General features: G+C 73.3%; 14 protein-coding genes and 1 pseudogene. 6 read left to right on the top strand and 9 right to left on the bottom strand.

The features are described from left to right. Window positions 1-15: 15 nt before the first annotated feature. Window positions 16-768, top strand: coding sequence for a TioE family transcriptional regulator (locus tag IE271_RS10570; RefSeq protein WP_190189972.1), 753 nt, complete (start codon window positions 16-18; stop codon window positions 766-768). Window positions 769-1,000: 232 nt separating this feature from the next. Here the strand turns inward: IE271_RS10570 and IE271_RS10565 are convergent, their stop codons facing one another. The 5 genes and pseudogenes from IE271_RS10565 to IE271_RS10545 all read right to left on the bottom strand — a co-directional run bounded on the left by IE271_RS10565 (window position 1,001) and on the right by IE271_RS10545 (window position 4,235). Next, entirely contained in the window at window positions 1,001-1,714 is a 714-nt protein-coding gene (locus IE271_RS10565; protein WP_190189971.1) for an SDR family NAD(P)-dependent oxidoreductase, read from the bottom strand. Window positions 1,715-2,234: 520 nt separating this feature from the next. Then, window positions 2,235-2,396, bottom strand: a complete 162-nt coding sequence (locus IE271_RS10560; RefSeq protein WP_190189970.1) for a hypothetical protein — start codon at window positions 2,394-2,396, stop codon at window positions 2,235-2,237. A gap of 78 nt (window positions 2,397-2,474) precedes the next feature. Continuing rightward, window positions 2,475-2,573: pseudogene (locus IE271_RS10555) on the bottom strand (carboxymuconolactone decarboxylase family protein); the annotation flags it as partial. 348 nt (window positions 2,574-2,921) lie between these two features. Beyond that, window positions 2,922-3,164 carry a hypothetical protein gene (locus tag IE271_RS10550; RefSeq protein WP_190189969.1) on the bottom strand — a complete coding sequence of 81 codons (243 nt, stop codon included), beginning with the start codon at window positions 3,162-3,164 and terminating at the stop codon, window positions 2,922-2,924. A 210-nt stretch (window positions 3,165-3,374) separates the two neighbouring features. After that, window positions 3,375-4,235 (bottom strand): helix-turn-helix transcriptional regulator, encoded by an 861-nt coding sequence (locus IE271_RS10545; protein WP_190189968.1) that lies wholly within the window; start codon window positions 4,233-4,235, stop codon window positions 3,375-3,377. A gap of 530 nt (window positions 4,236-4,765) precedes the next feature. Between IE271_RS10545 and IE271_RS10540 the strand changes: the two genes are divergently transcribed. Then, a complete protein-coding gene (locus tag IE271_RS10540) occupies window positions 4,766-5,545 on the top strand; it encodes an SDR family NAD(P)-dependent oxidoreductase (RefSeq protein ID WP_190189967.1) in 780 nt (259 codons plus the stop codon). Window positions 5,546-5,607: 62 nt separating this feature from the next. On the opposite strand, the gene tpg is transcribed toward IE271_RS10540, so the two are convergent. The 3 genes from tpg to IE271_RS43280 all read right to left on the bottom strand — a co-directional run bounded on the left by tpg (window position 5,608) and on the right by IE271_RS43280 (window position 8,885). Further along, complete coding sequence (gene tpg, locus IE271_RS10535; protein WP_190189966.1) at window positions 5,608-6,165, bottom strand: telomere-protecting terminal protein Tpg; 558 nt, start codon at window positions 6,163-6,165, stop codon at window positions 5,608-5,610. Between the two features lie 9 nt (window positions 6,166-6,174). Further along, the gene (tap, locus tag IE271_RS10530) at window positions 6,175-8,517 is read right to left on the bottom strand and encodes a telomere-associated protein Tap (RefSeq protein ID WP_190189965.1); all 2,343 of its coding nucleotides are present in this window, start codon (window positions 8,515-8,517) and stop codon (window positions 6,175-6,177) included. Between the two features lie 242 nt (window positions 8,518-8,759). Continuing rightward, complete coding sequence (locus IE271_RS43280) at window positions 8,760-8,885, bottom strand: hypothetical protein (protein WP_268256183.1); 126 nt, start codon at window positions 8,883-8,885, stop codon at window positions 8,760-8,762. Here IE271_RS43280 and IE271_RS10525 point away from each other — a divergent pair. The 3 genes from IE271_RS10525 to IE271_RS10515 all read left to right on the top strand — a co-directional run bounded on the left by IE271_RS10525 (window position 8,884) and on the right by IE271_RS10515 (window position 11,205). Beyond that, on the top strand, window positions 8,884-9,624 hold the full coding sequence (locus IE271_RS10525; RefSeq protein WP_229919238.1) for a hypothetical protein: 741 nt from the start codon (window positions 8,884-8,886) through the stop codon (window positions 9,622-9,624). The genes IE271_RS43280 and IE271_RS10525 overlap by 2 nt on opposite strands. Window positions 9,625-9,985: 361 nt before the next feature. Further along, on the top strand, window positions 9,986-10,594 hold the full coding sequence (locus IE271_RS10520; protein ID WP_190189964.1) for a GOLPH3/VPS74 family protein: 609 nt from the start codon (window positions 9,986-9,988) through the stop codon (window positions 10,592-10,594). A 215-nt stretch (window positions 10,595-10,809) separates the two neighbouring features. Further along, window positions 10,810-11,205, top strand: coding sequence for an EVE domain-containing protein (locus IE271_RS10515; RefSeq protein WP_190189963.1), 396 nt, complete (start codon window positions 10,810-10,812; stop codon window positions 11,203-11,205). Between the two features lie 217 nt (window positions 11,206-11,422). Here IE271_RS10515 and IE271_RS10510 read toward each other — a convergent pair whose 3' ends face one another. Next, window positions 11,423-13,165: a pyruvate dehydrogenase gene (locus IE271_RS10510; protein WP_190189962.1), complete on the bottom strand. Its 1,743-nt coding sequence runs from the start codon at window positions 13,163-13,165 to the stop codon at window positions 11,423-11,425. Window positions 13,166-13,621: 456 nt separating this feature from the next. On the opposite strand from IE271_RS10510, the gene IE271_RS10505 reads away from it, so the two are divergent. After that, entirely contained in the window at window positions 13,622-14,065 is a 444-nt protein-coding gene (locus IE271_RS10505; RefSeq protein ID WP_229919237.1) for a 5-carboxymethyl-2-hydroxymuconate Delta-isomerase, read from the top strand. The last annotated feature ends 135 nt before the right edge of the window (window positions 14,066-14,200 follow it).

Below are 14,200 nucleotides of genomic sequence, written 5' to 3'. Positions count from 1 at the left end.
GATACCGTCGGTGGCATGGGGCGAAACCTTCAAAGCGGTGAGCGACTCAGACCGGTCGACCTGGCGCGCGGGCACGGTCTGTCCACGCAGGCGGTCAGGAACTACGAGGAGGCCGGTGTCCTGCCGGCCGCCGCCCGCACACCCCACGGCTACCGCGTCTACACCCCGCTGCACGCGCGGGCCCTGCGCACCTTCCTCGCCCTGGTACCCGGCCACGGCCACCGGACGGCGACGTCGATCATGCGGGCCGTGAACCGGGGCGCGGTCGACGAGGCGTTCCTTCTCATCGACGAGAGCCACGCCCAGCTCCTCGACGACCGGCGGACCCTCGGGGCCGTGGAGAGCGCCCTGCGCGACCTGGAGCCCGCCGCAGTGCCCGGGCCGGACACGTCACCCGGGCCGGCCGTACGGGGCGGTGCGCCCGGCGGCACGTTCATCGGGCCGCTGGCGAAGCGGCTCGGGATCCGGCCCGCGACGCTGCGCAAGTGGGAGCACGCCGGGCTGGTGCGCCCGGGCCGCGACCCGCGGACCGGGTACCGCGTCTACGAGGAGGCCGACGTACGGGACGCCCGGCTGGTCCACCAGCTCAGGCGGGGCGGCCACCTGCTGGAGCAGATCGCCCCGCTGATCGCCCAGGTGCGGGCGGCCGGCGGGCTGGAGCCGCTGGAGGCCGCGCTGCACGACTGGCACGGCCGGCTGTCCGCCCGCGGCCGGGCGATGCTGACCGGGGCCGCAGAGCTGGAGGCGTACCTCCGCGAGCGCGGATGAGACGTCGGCGGCGGACCGGGGAGGAACCGGCCGGCCGCGCCTTCGGCGGTGTCCTCGACCGCCTGTCGGAACCCGTACCGTCGCGTGGCGCGGCAGCCGAAGCCCGTGCCCTCGTCCTGGGCCACGACCTGCTGCGCGGCCGCGGCTGCGCACGTGCCGCGGCGGTGACGGCTGCCGGGACGTCCGACGATGCCGTCGCCGCCCTCCGCGCACCGGCGACGACGGGCGGGGATCAGTCGAGCACGACGCCGGTGAGGCTCTCCAGTGCTCGGATCAGGCGGGCTTGGAAATCCTCGTCCCGCGATGCGGGGTGAGGTGCCTGCGTCCGCTGGTGGTACCAGTAGCCGCCGGTGCTCGGGGTCACGTCGTGCCGGGTGGCGAGCAGCACCTGCGTCCGGTGCCCGGCGGTCAGGTCGTCCGGTGCGCCGGCGCCGCCCATGCGCGTGGGGACCCACCCGGGATCGACCGCGTGGCTGGAGGTTCCCTCCCACCGGGACGCGAACGCCAGGGCGAGGGCGGTGACCCACAGCTTGCTGTCGCTGTAGGTCGCTGTGCCGTCGGTCAGCCGGCGCAGGTCGGTGGAGCCGCTCCGGTGCATGGAACTGCTGAGGTGGACGAGCCTGGCAGGCTTGTCCATCAGGGCCGTCAGCATGTAGGGCGCGACGGTGTTGACGACGGACACGGCGGGGGAGTGCAGCACGCCGGCGTTGTGGACGACGGCGTCGAAGCGGCCGAACCCGCGGGCCTGCCGGGCGACACCGCGGATCTCGTCGGGCTCGGCGAGGTCCCCGGTGACGACGCCTTTCCACCGGCCGGTGTCGCCCGAGCCGGTGAGGCGGGCGGGGTTGCGGACGTGGACGACCACGTCGTGCCCGTCGTCGGCCAGTGCGTTCGCCGTGTCGAGCCCGAGCCCGCTGGAGGCCCCGGTCACCAGAATCAGTGCCATGCCGTTCGTCTCCCGTCCGTGGTGAGGAGTGCGGTCACCCGGTCCCCGAAGCGCCCGCCGCCTGCCGATTCGTGCGTGCAACGGCCCGCTCGCGCCACGTCCCGCCGGCCCGGCCGGTCCGCCCGCGGTGGAGGCGGACCCCGGCGGTGCCGGAGAACGTGACGCCCCGCTCGACGGCGCCGCGCGGGACCTGGATCATCTCCTGCCGGCCGCCGGCGTTCGGTCCGCAGCCCTGGGACACGCCCACGCGGCCCAGGCCGATGGCCGATACCCCAAGGCCCCGGCCGGGAGTACGGGTGCGCACGAGCGGACTCCTCACGGTGTGAGCGGCAGAGACGGGGTGTTCGCGTGGGTGCGGCGGCCGGGAGACCCGGCCGCCGCACCCACGGGCGCCGCTCGGGCCGCACCTCTGCGGCCAGGGCCGCGTACCGGCCGGTGCCCATCACGTCGGAGCAGGCCCGCGACGGGTCGGGTGGGACGGGTACCGCGACGGGTCGGGTGGGACGGGTGTCGCGACGGGTCAGACGGCGCGGGTGCCGCGGCGCGGGCCGCCGTACTCGTCGTCGACGTGCTCCAGCCAGTCGACGTCGTCGGTACCGCGGTGGGTCACGTCCGCCCAGGCGTCCCCGGTGAACCACTCCGTCGGCAGCTTCGCCGTCGGCTGCTTCTTCAACAACTCCATGATCTGATCTCTCCGTGCTCGTACGTGTCCGGCGGCCGTGAAGGCGGCGGGCGCTCCCCAGCGCTCGGGCGGCGACGCTCAGGCGCCGCGTTCGCCGGCGATTCCCTTCAGCCGGGTGATCGCGGACATGGCGTTGGGCCGGCCCGCGTAGAAGGCCAGGTGCGTGATCGCCAGAGAACCGCAGGTCAAAAAGGTGGAGAAGGGCCTGGCATTACAGGTACTGACAGAACCCCCCCCAACGGGCGGGCCGTCCGACGCGGTCTGGAGCGCGTGAGGACGGAGCAGCACTGTCCGCGTGTTCCCGGCCTCCCGACGCGCCAGGACCGTCCCTCAGCGGGCCGGGCTGCCCCGCCCACCGGCGCCGGCGCGACATCCCCGGGCGCCGCCTCGGCCGGCCCAAGGACTTCCGCGACACCGTCATTCGGCACTTCGGCACTTCGGTACGACAAGACCGCCGCCTCCTGCGGAGCGGCGGTCCGTGTCGCATCGTTCCGGCCCCGGGCGGGATCCGCCCCGGGACACAGCTCAGTCGCGGGAGCCGACGTCGCCCCCGCTGAGACCGTAGCTGTAGTTGTCGTAGTCGTATTCGGCGATGTCGTGCACTTCCGCCTCGAATCCGTCGAAGTCCTCGCTCGCCGGGGACGCTGCGACGCGGGCGCTGTCCAGGTGCGCGGGGGAGGTGTGCGGTGCGGCGGCGGCCGCACCGGCGGCCCCGAGGAGTGCCGCCGAGCCCAGCAGGGCAGCGGTGAACGCGGTACGCAGGCGCATGTCTGGCTCCGGTCTGTCGAATCCGTACTGTCACCGGCATCCGTAACCACCGCCCCATGCCGTCATCTGCTGCCGGACCACGGTTCACCCCAGCGGTCCCTGCGCTGTACCGCCTGTGAGCGGACCGCTTGAGCCGTCCGGCCCAGCGCGGAGAGCGCGCCCTGTTCCGCCCTGCCGACGGTCCGTCAGGAACGGGCCGTACCAAGGCCGTCAGGAGCGGGCTGTGCCCGGTTCCGAGTGACCGTCCGTGAGCAGCTGCATCCCTATCACGGACAGGAGTGCCAGGCGGTCGGCGTCCTCGGTACCGGGTCGGGCCGTGTAGACCATGATGCGCAGGTCGCTGCCTGCGACGCTGAGGACGTCGCAGTCCAGGGTCAGGGCGCCGACGTGGGGGTGGTCGACGGTCTTGCGGGCCGCCTGGTGCTCGCCCACGGCGCCCGACTCCCACAGCTCCTCGAAGCGGGTGCTGAGGCGGCGCAGGTCGGCGATGAGGGACCGCAGATCCGGGTCGTCGGGGTAGCGGCCGGCGGTGCGGCGCAGGTCGGCGACCTGCGCCGCCTGGAGCGCGCCCCTGGACTCGGGGGTGTGGCGCACGCGGCTGTGGGGATTGAGGAAGGCGCGCCGGACGGCGTTGAGGTCGTTGCCGTGCCGTTCCCCCATGAGGGCGGTGTAGAGGGGGTTGGCGAGCAGCTGGGTCCAGACGGCGTCGAAGACGGCGACGGGCGTGCCGGCCAGACGGTCCAGCATGCGGTGGACGCCGGGAGTGATGTGCCGCGGAACCGTGCCGGGACCCGGCGGGGCGAGGCCGGCCAGGCGGAAGAGGTGGGCCCGTTCGTCCTGGGTGAGCCGCAGGGCGCGGGCCAGGGCCTCGACGACCTGGGGCGAGGGGTTGGCGGCGCGTCCCTGCTCCAGCCGGATGATGTAGTCGGCGGAGACGCCGGCCAGCTGGGACAGTTCCTCGCGGCGCAGCCCGGCGGCGCGCCTGCGTCCGCCCGTGGGCAGGCCGACGGCCTGGGGCGGGACGCGATCGCGCCAGTGGCGCAGGGCCGCGCCGAGTTCCGTGGTCGCCATGCCCTCGATTGTGGCAAGGGAGGCGTCGGCGTGTCCTGGTACTGCGCTTCCCAGGAAAACGGGTCTACTACCTCACCAGGCGTTTCCCGCCGACCGTGGAGGCATGACAGAAGTACGGACGGCGGCGCGGTCCGTCGCGGCGGCCGCCGGACCGAGCCGGATCACCGGCGGTGGCACCGGCTCCGTACGCCGGAACCGGGTTGTGGCCGGGCGCGGCGGCCACGCGGTGCGCCGGCTCGGCCCCTCCGCCGTCGCCCGTCGCCCGTCGCCCGTCGCCCGCACCGGCGACCGGGCCCCGGCCGAGCCGTCCGACTGCCGGCTGTCCCGCCGGCACACGGTCTGGTACCCGACCCCCCGAGGCCGCACCACCGTCGATCACCCTCCGAGTGACGGCCGGCGCGAGGCCGCCGCGGAGCAGTACCGCGCAGAGCGCACCCGGACCCACCGGAGCCCCACCCCGGCCACTCCGGCCACCTCGGCCACTCCAGCCACCTCGGCCACTCCGGCCGACCCCGAAAGGAACACTGCTCATGAACAAGCTCGCCCTCGTCACCGGCGCGACCTCCGGCATCGGCAGGGCATTCGCCGAACGCCTCGCCGCGGACGGTCACGACCTGATCGCCGTCGGCCGCGACAGGAACCGTCTCGAGGAGCTCGCCGCGGCCCACCCGGACGTCGCGGTCCGCACGGTCGTCGCCGACCTGTCCACCGACGACGGAGTCGACGCCGTGGCCGGGATCTGCGCCGACGAGCCGCTGACCATGCTCGTCAACAACGCCGGCGTCGCCCACTACATGCCGCTGGCCGAGCTGCCCGCCGACAAGGCCCGCGAACTCGTCCACGTCAAGGTCGTCGCCCCCACCCTGCTCACCCGCGCCGCCGTCGCCGGCATGCAGGAACGCGGCGAGGGAAAGATCGTCAACGTGGCCGGGATGATCGCTTTCAGCGGCCCCGCCGACAAGTCCGTCATGCCGCGCCGCGCCGTCTACGCCGGCTCCCTGGCCCATCTCGTCGCCATGTCCCAGACCCTCAGTGCCGAGCTGGCGGACACCGGCGTCCAGGTCCAGGCCCTGTGCCCCGGCGTCGTCGCCACCGAGTTCCACTCGCGCCAGGGCATCGACATGAGTGTCGTGCCCCGCATGAGCGCCGACGACGTGGTCACCGCCGGTCTGCGCGGCCTCGAACTCGGCGAGGTCGTCTGCGCCCCCGGCGTCGAGGACACCGGCCTCCTCGACGCCGTCTTCCGGGCCGACCTCGCCGCCTTCGGCGGACAGAGCCCCGAGCTCGCCTCCCGCTACCGGGCCGGCTGAACCAGTTCCCCTGTCCCCCTGTTCCGGCGGCGGAGTCCGCGGCGCGGGACGGTCCGTCCCGCCTACAGGTCGAACTCCACGTGCTCGATGTCGGTGAAGCGGACCTCCTCCAGCTGGCCCGCGCGGCGGCCGCCGTCCTGGAAGTACACCTCCTTGAGCGCCTCGGCGGTGATCTCCCTGAGCTGCTGTTCGCCGGCCCCGGCCTGCTGGGCGTCGAAGAGGCGGGCGGCGTACCGGGGCGGCAGGGCCACGGTCAGGTGCCGGACGCGGTCCTGGTCGGTGGAGCCGATCGGAGCGGTGTAGCCGAGGCGGGCGCGGGTGTCGACGACGATGCCGTCGGTCGTCGCCGCCTTCCGCCGGGCCCTGGCCCGCACCTGCGGCTGCCACCGCTTGTTCACCTCCCGCTCCAGCCGCGCCGCGAGGTCGGGGCGCGGCTTCTTGATCTGGTCCCTCACGTACCGCTCGACGGTGCGCTGGGAGATGCGCAGCATCCGGGCGACCGGCTTGGTGCCCTTGAGCTGCTTGACCAGGTACCGCATCTGCGCGCCCGCGCTCTTGGGCACCGGGCGCGTGAACGACTTCTGCACCGCGGCGTCCAGGCCGTCCCCGAACAGACTCATCTCGGTCTCCTACTCCCCGTTGTCGGCGTCGGTGACGGTGCCGTCCTTGATGTACCGGGCGAGGTTGAGCTCCGGGGCGTCGAACTGCTCGCGGACGCCCTCGCCCCACAGAACGGTCTGGGTGCCCTCGTGCTTGACCAGGCCCGGGTTGACGCCGAGCTTGAAGCCGCCGGGCAGCGGCTTGCCGTCCCGGTAGGGCAGGAAGTCCAGCGGCGACGCCCCGTCGGCCGCGTACACGACGCAGTCGGAGAGGATCGCGACCGGGTACTGCCCGGTGAACGCCGCATGCTTGACGATCTTGCGGTGCAGGTTGATCCGCGTGCGGGAGATGACCGCCGCGCGGATGTCCGGCCGCCAGGTCGGCCGGGACAGGGCCCGCCACGGCTCGCCCGGCCGCCAGCCCTCGCCCCGCGGCCGCTCGCGCAGCTTGCCCAGGCCGCCCTTGACCGTCGCCTTGATCGCCGAGACGACGACCGCCAGCTCCGGGTCGCGTTCCTTGTAGCCCTCCATGGCCGCCAGGAAGTCGGCCGGCGGCAGGTCGGCAGGCACGCCGAGGTCGGCCATGGTGGCGAGGTAGGCGTCGCGCAGCCGGTTGTACCAGGCGTCCAGATAGCGGCCGTTGTCGTGGCGCACCCATGCCTCGATCGGGTGCACCTCGTAGCCCAGCTCCACCGCGTAGGCGACGGTGGGCGTCGCGTACCAGGCCGGGCCCTCGGGGCGCTCGCCCTTCGGTGTGAACGGGCTGGGCAGCAGGCCGGCGTCCAGGTCCGCCCACCTGTCCTTGGCGACCCTCACCCGGGACAGGTCGACGTGGGACAGGTCGACCAGCCACGAGCCGGGCAGCTTCGCGTCGAACACCGGGGCCCTGACGTGGGTCGGTGCGCCGAGGCCGACGACCAGGCCGTTGGCGCCGGCGGCGAAGGCCATGTTCACGTCGATGCCCACCAGGTGGCGGCGCAGGCACTCGTCGTCGGTCAGCGGGCGCGCCCAGTCGTACGCCTCCTCGAACAGCTTCTCGCCGGGGCCGCGCACGTGGAAGCGGGGGAGGTCCTTGAGGAGCGGGTGCCCGTCCGGGGCCTCGCACGGCGCGCAGTCGACCGGGTCCTTGCCCAGGCTGCCGGGGTTGTGCTCGGAGTGCCGCCTGCCGTCGGCGTCGGGTGCGGAGGCGCGGGTCGGCGGGTGCAGGGCGGTCATCAGCTCCAGGCCGGTGACGGCGGTGGAGCCGCGCGGCGTCATCACCCGGGACGCGTACACGCCCAGGAGGCGGGCGAGTTCCGCAGGCGGGAGCCGGTCGGCCCCGCCCCAGTGGCGGCTGTCGAGCGCGTGCCAGGACGGGATGCACAGCTGCACGCAGGCCCGCTCCGAACCCTGCGCCGGACGGTAGATCCGTGCCCACGGGCCGAACCCGCGCTTGGTCAGCTTCCACTCCGTGCGCGCCAGTTGTTTGACGACCTTGTGATTCTCCGGGATCCGCCCGGCGAGCCGCTCCTTCTCCGTGAGGGCGACCGGCAGGCCGTAGCGTTCCAGCGCGGCCTCGGTGAGCACGAGCAGCGGGTCGGCGTCCTTGCCCGGTCCGGACAGCCTCGGCTGCCCGAGCCTCGCCTCGCGCAGCGTCCAGTCCACCAGGGCCGGGAGGCTCCTGGCGGGCACGTCCAGGACCAGACCGCCGGGGCAGTACGCCAGTACCCGGCCGTCGGGGTCGACGTCGACGACGGCGAGGGGGCCGTTCTCGAAGCGCGGGTCGGTGCCGGCCGCCGGGGTGGCGGCCGGGGCGGCCTTCCGCGCGCCCGGGCGGCGTGACGCCGGCGTACGCGTGGCGGTGCGCGCCGGACGCGGAGCGGTCCGCGCGGCGGAGGCGGCGGGGGCCGGGGCGGCCTGGATGTTCTCGTGTCCGGCCGTGGCCGCGGTCGTGGCGCCGACGGCCGGACCCGTGGGCGGAGCCGGCTCCGCCGGGGCGGGCGTGCCGGTGGACGTGCCCGGCTCCGGTGCAGCCGCCGGCACAGGGACAGCCGTCGGTACGGGGGCGGTCGTCGGTACGGGGGCGGTCGTCGGTGCGGGGGCAGCCGTCGGTTCCGGTGCGCCCGCCGGCTCCGGCGCCACGGCCGGGGCGGGGTAGAGTTCCGCGAGCTTGTTCAACAGCCGTGCGTAGGCCTCACGTTCCGGACCGCGCGGCTCGACCGGTTTCTTGGCCGACTCCCAGCCGGACACGGTCGCCCGGCGCACCTTCAGCGCGGCGGCCACCTGGTCCAGCGTCAGGCCGTGGGCCTGGCGCAGCCGCTTGCGCTCCTCCGCGGGCGGCAGCGGCGAACGGGACGCGACCAGCGCGTCGACCGCGTCGAACAGCTCGGACATGCAACACCTCCTGACCGGCACCCTATCCCGTGGACCGTACGCGTCGCGTACTTACACCGTACGTGTCGCGTACGGGATCCAAATGGTGCGCTCCAGTCCCAGGCGCGGCCCGCCCGGCCTCTCCCGTCTCCGCCCCTCGGACCCGCCGACGGGCCCGGTGCGGAGCGGCGCGAGGCGCTCTTCCGGATGATCTAGAGTTTCCGCACGCGGCGGGCGGCCGGCCCGCCGCTCCGACACTCGCATCAGGGGTGGGGATTGATCACTTCGACATCGGCTGCTGCCTCGCAGCGGCACAGACCCCCGACCGCACGGCGCACGGCCGCCGCCGCGGCGGCCGGGGGCATGGCGATGGTGAGCTGGGGGCTCATGACGCCGACCGCGCACGCGGCCGAGAGCGACATCTCGTTCTCGAACGTGGTGCTCAACAACGGCAAGCCCATCGTCGTCGGCACCAGTGCCGTGGTCGAGGCGCCGTTCACGTACACACTGAAGAGCAAGGTGGCGCTCGACAGCTGGTGGGTCAACGCCTACCGGGGCACCTACGGGAAGAACGAGTACACGCTCGCGATCTACACGACCCGGTGGGGCTGTGCCAAGTCCTCCGCGGGCGGCTACACCTTCCACGACTGCGACGAGACGATGTCCATCGACCCCGACGACATGCCGGGCGGCAACGGCAACCGTCTCGTCAACGGTGACGCCGCCGTGTGGAAAACCTTCGGTACGGCCATCAAGAAGAACGGCGGTTACGACACCGACCTGCTCTCCGCGACGGTCCGCCTCCAGCGGGCCTCGCGCATCCAGAGCATGAACGCCTCCCCGGAGCCCGTCGCCAAGGGCAAGAAGATCACTGTCACCGGCACCGTGCAGCGCGCCAACTGGAGTGCGCACCGCTACGACAACTACGGCGGCCGGTCGGTGAAGCTGCAGTTCAAGCCCGCCGGTTCCAGCACCTACACCACGGTCAAGTCGGTGACCGCGAGCAGTACCGGCCACCTGAAGACCACGGTGACCGCCTCCCAGGACGGCACGTGGCGCTGGCAGTACAGCGGCAACACCACGACCGGTGCCAGCAACTCCTCCGGTGACTTCGTGGACGTGAAGTAGCTCTCAGGAGCGCTTCCGGCCCGTGCCCCGGTCGCCAGGCCGGTCAGCCGGCGAAGGCCCCGCTCCGGCGGGGCCTTCCGCACGCCGGGGCGCGGCTCCCGCTCCTGACCGCCCGGTGCGCCCACTGCCGGACGCCGCCCTTCCTCGTCGCACACCATGTCGTGCTTGCGCCAGGTCCGCACCGCCGGCCGGACCGGACACCGTTCCGGCGATCGCTGTGCTGCGCGTCGGCTTTTCGGGTCTCATGGTGGTGGTAGGAAGCGCCGCAGCCGGGCACCGGACATGCCGGACATGTCCGAGGGGCGTCGAACGTGCCCGGGTGGGCACCGGTGTCCTTGCCCCCTCTTGTCTGGAGTCGTTCATGACCACTGCGCGGGATTTGATGATCGTCGCCCTGGAGGAGCAGCCCGGCAGCCCGGTGGAGCAGGGCGACCTGTCGCTCGCCCTCGCGGGAGCCGAGGTGCTCGACCTCCTCGACGCCAAGGTCCTCACCGTCGACGGCGACCGTGTCGTGCCCGAGCCGCACCGAGGTCCGGACGACAGCCTGCTGGCGGAGGCCGTCGCCGCCCTCGACCGGCAGAAGCCCTACGAGACGGTGGAGGAATGGCTGTGGCGCCGGGGGCGCGGGCTGGCCGCGAGGTACCTCGCCGCCCTGGAGGAGGACGGTGAGGTCGAGCGCCGCTCGCGCTGGATGACGCTGCGGGCCGAGCGGCCGGTGCTGACCGATTCCGGGGCCCGCCGCCGCGCGAGGGAGCGCTGGGCCTCGCACGATCCCGTGCTCACCCACCTCGCGGCCGCGGTGGGGGTGCGCAGGGAGCCCGCGCAGGACGGGCAGGACATCGCCGACGACCGGATCCTGGCGGTGCTCGCCGCGGTCGGCGACGCGGTGGTGCAGCTGGAAGCCGTGCGGCAGCAGAAGACCGTGGAGGAGGCCGCCTTCGACAACGTCTGGCGGGGCGGAGGCGACTGACGCACCGCATCGCCCTGCACCGCATCGTCCTGCCTCGCACCGCCCTGCACTGCGCGGTGCGAGGCCCGCGTCCGGTGTTCGGCCGTCACCGTCCTCGGGCGCGGCGTACGGTGCCTGTGCGCCACCAGGCATGGTGGCTTCCGTACCGGGCACCACGTAGGGGACCCGCGCAGAGCACGGCGCGGGTCAGGGCACACAGGAGTGGAGGAACGTCCGTGGACTGGCTGTTCATCGTGAAACCCGCGGACAGCCCTCCGGGAGACGGCTCCTCCGCCAAGGACCGCATGCTGGAACTCGCCGAGACCGCGCCTCGCCGGGACTGGTGCCTGTCCAGGTGGCGGCGCATGGCACCCGGCGACCGCTTGTGGATCTACTTCGCCTCCCCGGTACGGGAGATCGCCGCGGTGGCCGAGATCGAGGACGAGCCGTACGAGGCGGCCGGCAGCCCTCGCCAGCCGTGGCGGGTCACCGCGACCCTCGATCCGGAGGCGACCCGGCGGCTGCACCGCGACCCCGTCCCGCTGCACGTGCTCTCCAACCGGCACCCGCAGGGGGTCACCCGGGTGAAGGAGGAGGATCTGAGGCTGCTGCTGGACCACGCGGGCCTGTGACGGCGCTCCGGCCGTGCCCCCGACCCGCCTCGGCCGCGTCTCCCGCGTCCAGCGCTACGGCTGCCGCGGCCGATCGGGCGAGGCGCGCGAGCACGGGCGCCCGGACGCCGGCCGCCGACCCCGCAGGTCCCGTCGGCGGCCGACCCCGCAGGTCCCGTCGGCGGCCGGCCTCGCAGGTCCCGTCGGCCGCCGACTCCGCCGGTCCTGTGGCCGGTCCCTACGGGCGCGGCACGTTGCGCAGGTTGGAGCGGGCCATCTGCAGCATCCGGCCGACCCCGCCCTCCAGCACGATCTTCGAGGCGGACAGGGCGAACCCGGTCACCATCTCGGCGCTGATCTTCGGTGGGATGGACAGGGCGTTGGGGTCGGTGACCACGTCGACGAGGGCGGGCCCCCGGTGCCGGAAGGCGTCCTTCAGCGCGCCGGCGAGGTCCTTGGGCTGCTCCACGCGCACGCCGAAGGCCCCGCAGGCGCGGGCCACGGCGGCGAAGTCGGGGTTCTTGTTGGCGGTGCCGTGCGAGGGCAGCCCGGCGACCAGCATCTCCAGCTCGACCATGCCCAGCGAGGAGTTGTCGAACAGGACGACCTTCACCGGCAGGTCGTACTGCACGAGGGTGAGGAAGTCGCCCATCAGCATGGTGAAGCCGCCGTCGCCGGACATGGAGACGACCTGCCGGTTCCGGTCGGTGAACTGGGCGCCGATCGCCATGGGAAGCGCGTTGGCCATCGAGCCGTGCGAGAAGGAGCCGATGATGCGGCGCCGCCCGTTGGGCGTGATGTAGCGGGCGCCCCAGACGTTGCACATGCCGGTGTCGACGGTGAAGACCGCGTCGTCGTCGGCCACCTCGTCCAGGACCGCCGCCACGTACTCGGGGTGGATCGGAACGTGTTTGTCGACATTGCGGGTGTACGCCCTGACGACCCCCTCCAGCGCGTCCGCGTGCTTCTTGAGCATGCGGTCGAGGAACCTGCGGTCGCGCTTCTCCCGCACCCGGGGGACCAGGCAGTGCAGGGTCTCCTTCACGTCGCCCCACACCGCCAGGTCGAGCTTGGAGCGGCGGCCCAGGTGCTCGGGGCGCACGTCGACCTGGGCGATGGCCACGTCGTCCGGCAGGAAGGCGTTGTACGGGAAGTCGGTGCCCAGCAGGAGCAGCAGGTCGCACTCGTGGGTGGCCTCGTAGGCCGCGCCGTAGCCGAGCAGGCCGCTCATGCCGACGTCGAAGGGGTTGTCGTACTGGATCCACTCCTTGCCGCGCAGGGCGTGGCCCACCGGGGATTTGATCCTCCCCGCCAGTTCCATGACCTCGGCGTGCGCGCCCGCCGTGCCGCTGCCGCAGAACAGGGTGACCTTGTCGGCGGAGTCGACGAGCTCGACGAGCCGGTCGATCTCGGCGTCACCGGGACGGACGGTGGGCCGTGAGGTGACCAGGGCCGTCTCGGTGGCCCTGTCCGGGGCGGGCTCGCCCGCGACGTCACCGGGCAGGGAGACGACGCTGACGCCGCCGCGCCCGACGGCGTGCTGGACGGCGGTGTGCAGCAGCCGGGGCATCTGCCGGGGGCTGGAGATCATCTCGCAGTAGTGGCTGCACTCCTGGAACAGCCGGTCCGGATGGGTCTCCTGGAAGTAGCCGAGACCGATCTCGCCGGAGGGGATGTGGGAGGCGAGGGCGAGGACGGGGGCCATGGAGCGGTGGGCGTCGTACAGGCCGTTGATCAGGTGCAGGTTCCCGGGACCGCAGGAGCCGGCGCACGCGGTCGGCTTCCCGGTGACCTGGGCCTCGGCGCCGGCGGCGAAGGCGGCGGTCTCCTCGTGCCTGACGTGCACCCAGTCGATGCCGCGATGGCGCCGGACCGCGTCGACGACCGGATTGAGGCTGTCACCGACGACACCGTACAGGCGTTCGACTCCGGCGCGGACGAGGATGTCGACGAACTGCTCCGCGACGTTCTGCTTGGCCATGGCTCGCACATGCCCCTTCGGTCTCCGGCGGTTCCCGGGAGATCTCCTGGATCTCCCGGGGTTCCCTCTGCCATCCATGGAGGCACAGGGAGGGCCGTCATGCCCCTCGAACGGTGGCAGCCGGGCGGAGCCGAGCATGGTTGCCGCAGGTCGGAGTGGGTTTGCGGCGAGGATCGGGCGTCCTCTCGTGTGAGCGCTCCGCCGACGCGGCGCGTGAGCCCTACGGTGTCGCCCGCTGCGACCTTTTTCACATCGACGCCGGACCCGGCGGGCGACCGCGGGCGCCGGCGTTCCCGGAGCGCGGCGTCGGAGGCCCGCGCATCACGGCATCCGCCGTCCGCCCGGCGCGAGCGCGGGCCGTTCCGGCGGGGACGGGACCTCGCCGCCGGGCCGGGCGCGCTCCGGCGCGGTCCCCGCGACCGCGGACATGCGGGAAAATAGTTGCCTGAAGAAACTATGGCGCGTGAAAGGTCCGTCATGCCGCACCTCACCATCGACTACTCCGCACAGCTGGCCGACGTCCTCGACCGCGCAGCCCTGGTCAGGGAACTGCACCCGCTCGTCCTCGAGGAGACCGGGTCGACAGGCGTGTGCAAGACCTTCCTGCGCCCGGCCGAGACGTACGTCGGCGACGCCACGGGCGAGGAGAGGGCCTTCGTGCACGTGGAGGTCGGTCTCATGCCGGGACGTCCTGAAGCGCTCAAGGCGCACCTGTCCGAGGACATTCTGGCCCTGGTCGCCAAGCACCTGCCGGTGAGCGGCGTGGACGGGGTGGTCCTCTCGGCGGAGGTGCGGGACCTGGCCGGCTCCTACCGTCTGTCTCCCGCCGCCCGGCCGGACGCGGGCGCGCACGACACCGGCCCCGTACGCCGGTCCGCCCCGCCGGCGGCCGAGGGCTGAGCGCACCGAAGGCCCGTTGTCGGCCCCTTCTCCCCCGGGAGACCGTCTGCGAGAGGTGCAGCGGTCGAACGCCCACTGTGTGCGGACACCCTGCCGTACGTGGGACACACTGCCGTGCGCGGGCGCCCTCGTGTG

It is taken from the genome of Streptomyces minutiscleroticus (assembly GCF_014650875.1).
GTDB lineage: Bacteria > Actinomycetota > Actinomycetes > Streptomycetales > Streptomycetaceae > Streptomyces > Streptomyces minutiscleroticus.
The sequence above is the reverse complement of the archived record's forward strand: the minus strand, read 5'-3'. Positions and strand labels throughout refer to the sequence as shown.

What these genes read in the sequence shown, in the direction of transcription:
- IE271_RS10505 (WP_229919237.1), top strand. Translation starts at nt 13,622, where the DNA reads ATGGCGCGTGAAAGGTCCGTCATGCCGCACCTCACCATCGACTACTCC.
- IE271_RS10520 (WP_190189964.1), top strand. Translation starts at nt 9,986, where the DNA reads ATGACCACTGCGCGGGATTTGATGATCGTCGCCCTGGAGGAGCAGCCC.
- IE271_RS10510 (WP_190189962.1), bottom strand. Translation starts at nt 13,165, where the DNA reads ATGGCCAAGCAGAACGTCGCGGAGCAGTTCGTCGACATCCTCGTCCGC.
- tpg (WP_190189966.1), bottom strand. Translation starts at nt 6,165, where the DNA reads ATGAGTCTGTTCGGGGACGGCCTGGACGCCGCGGTGCAGAAGTCGTTC.
- IE271_RS10565 (WP_190189971.1), bottom strand. Translation starts at nt 1,714, where the DNA reads ATGGCACTGATTCTGGTGACCGGGGCCTCCAGCGGGCTCGGGCTCGAC.
- IE271_RS10545 (WP_190189968.1), bottom strand. Translation starts at nt 4,235, where the DNA reads ATGGCGACCACGGAACTCGGCGCGGCCCTGCGCCACTGGCGCGATCGC.
- IE271_RS10525 (WP_229919238.1), top strand. Translation starts at nt 8,884, where the DNA reads ATGACGCCGACCGCGCACGCGGCCGAGAGCGACATCTCGTTCTCGAAC.
- tap (WP_190189965.1), bottom strand. Translation starts at nt 8,517, where the DNA reads ATGTCCGAGCTGTTCGACGCGGTCGACGCGCTGGTCGCGTCCCGTTCG.
- IE271_RS10560 (WP_190189970.1), bottom strand. Translation starts at nt 2,396, where the DNA reads ATGGAGTTGTTGAAGAAGCAGCCGACGGCGAAGCTGCCGACGGAGTGG.
- IE271_RS43280 (WP_268256183.1), bottom strand. Translation starts at nt 8,885, where the DNA reads ATGAGCCCCCAGCTCACCATCGCCATGCCCCCGGCCGCCGCGGCGGCG.
- IE271_RS10540 (WP_190189967.1), top strand. Translation starts at nt 4,766, where the DNA reads ATGAACAAGCTCGCCCTCGTCACCGGCGCGACCTCCGGCATCGGCAGG.
- IE271_RS10570 (WP_190189972.1), top strand. Translation starts at nt 16, where the DNA reads ATGGGGCGAAACCTTCAAAGCGGTGAGCGACTCAGACCGGTCGACCTG.
- IE271_RS10550 (WP_190189969.1), bottom strand. Translation starts at nt 3,164, where the DNA reads ATGCGCCTGCGTACCGCGTTCACCGCTGCCCTGCTGGGCTCGGCGGCA.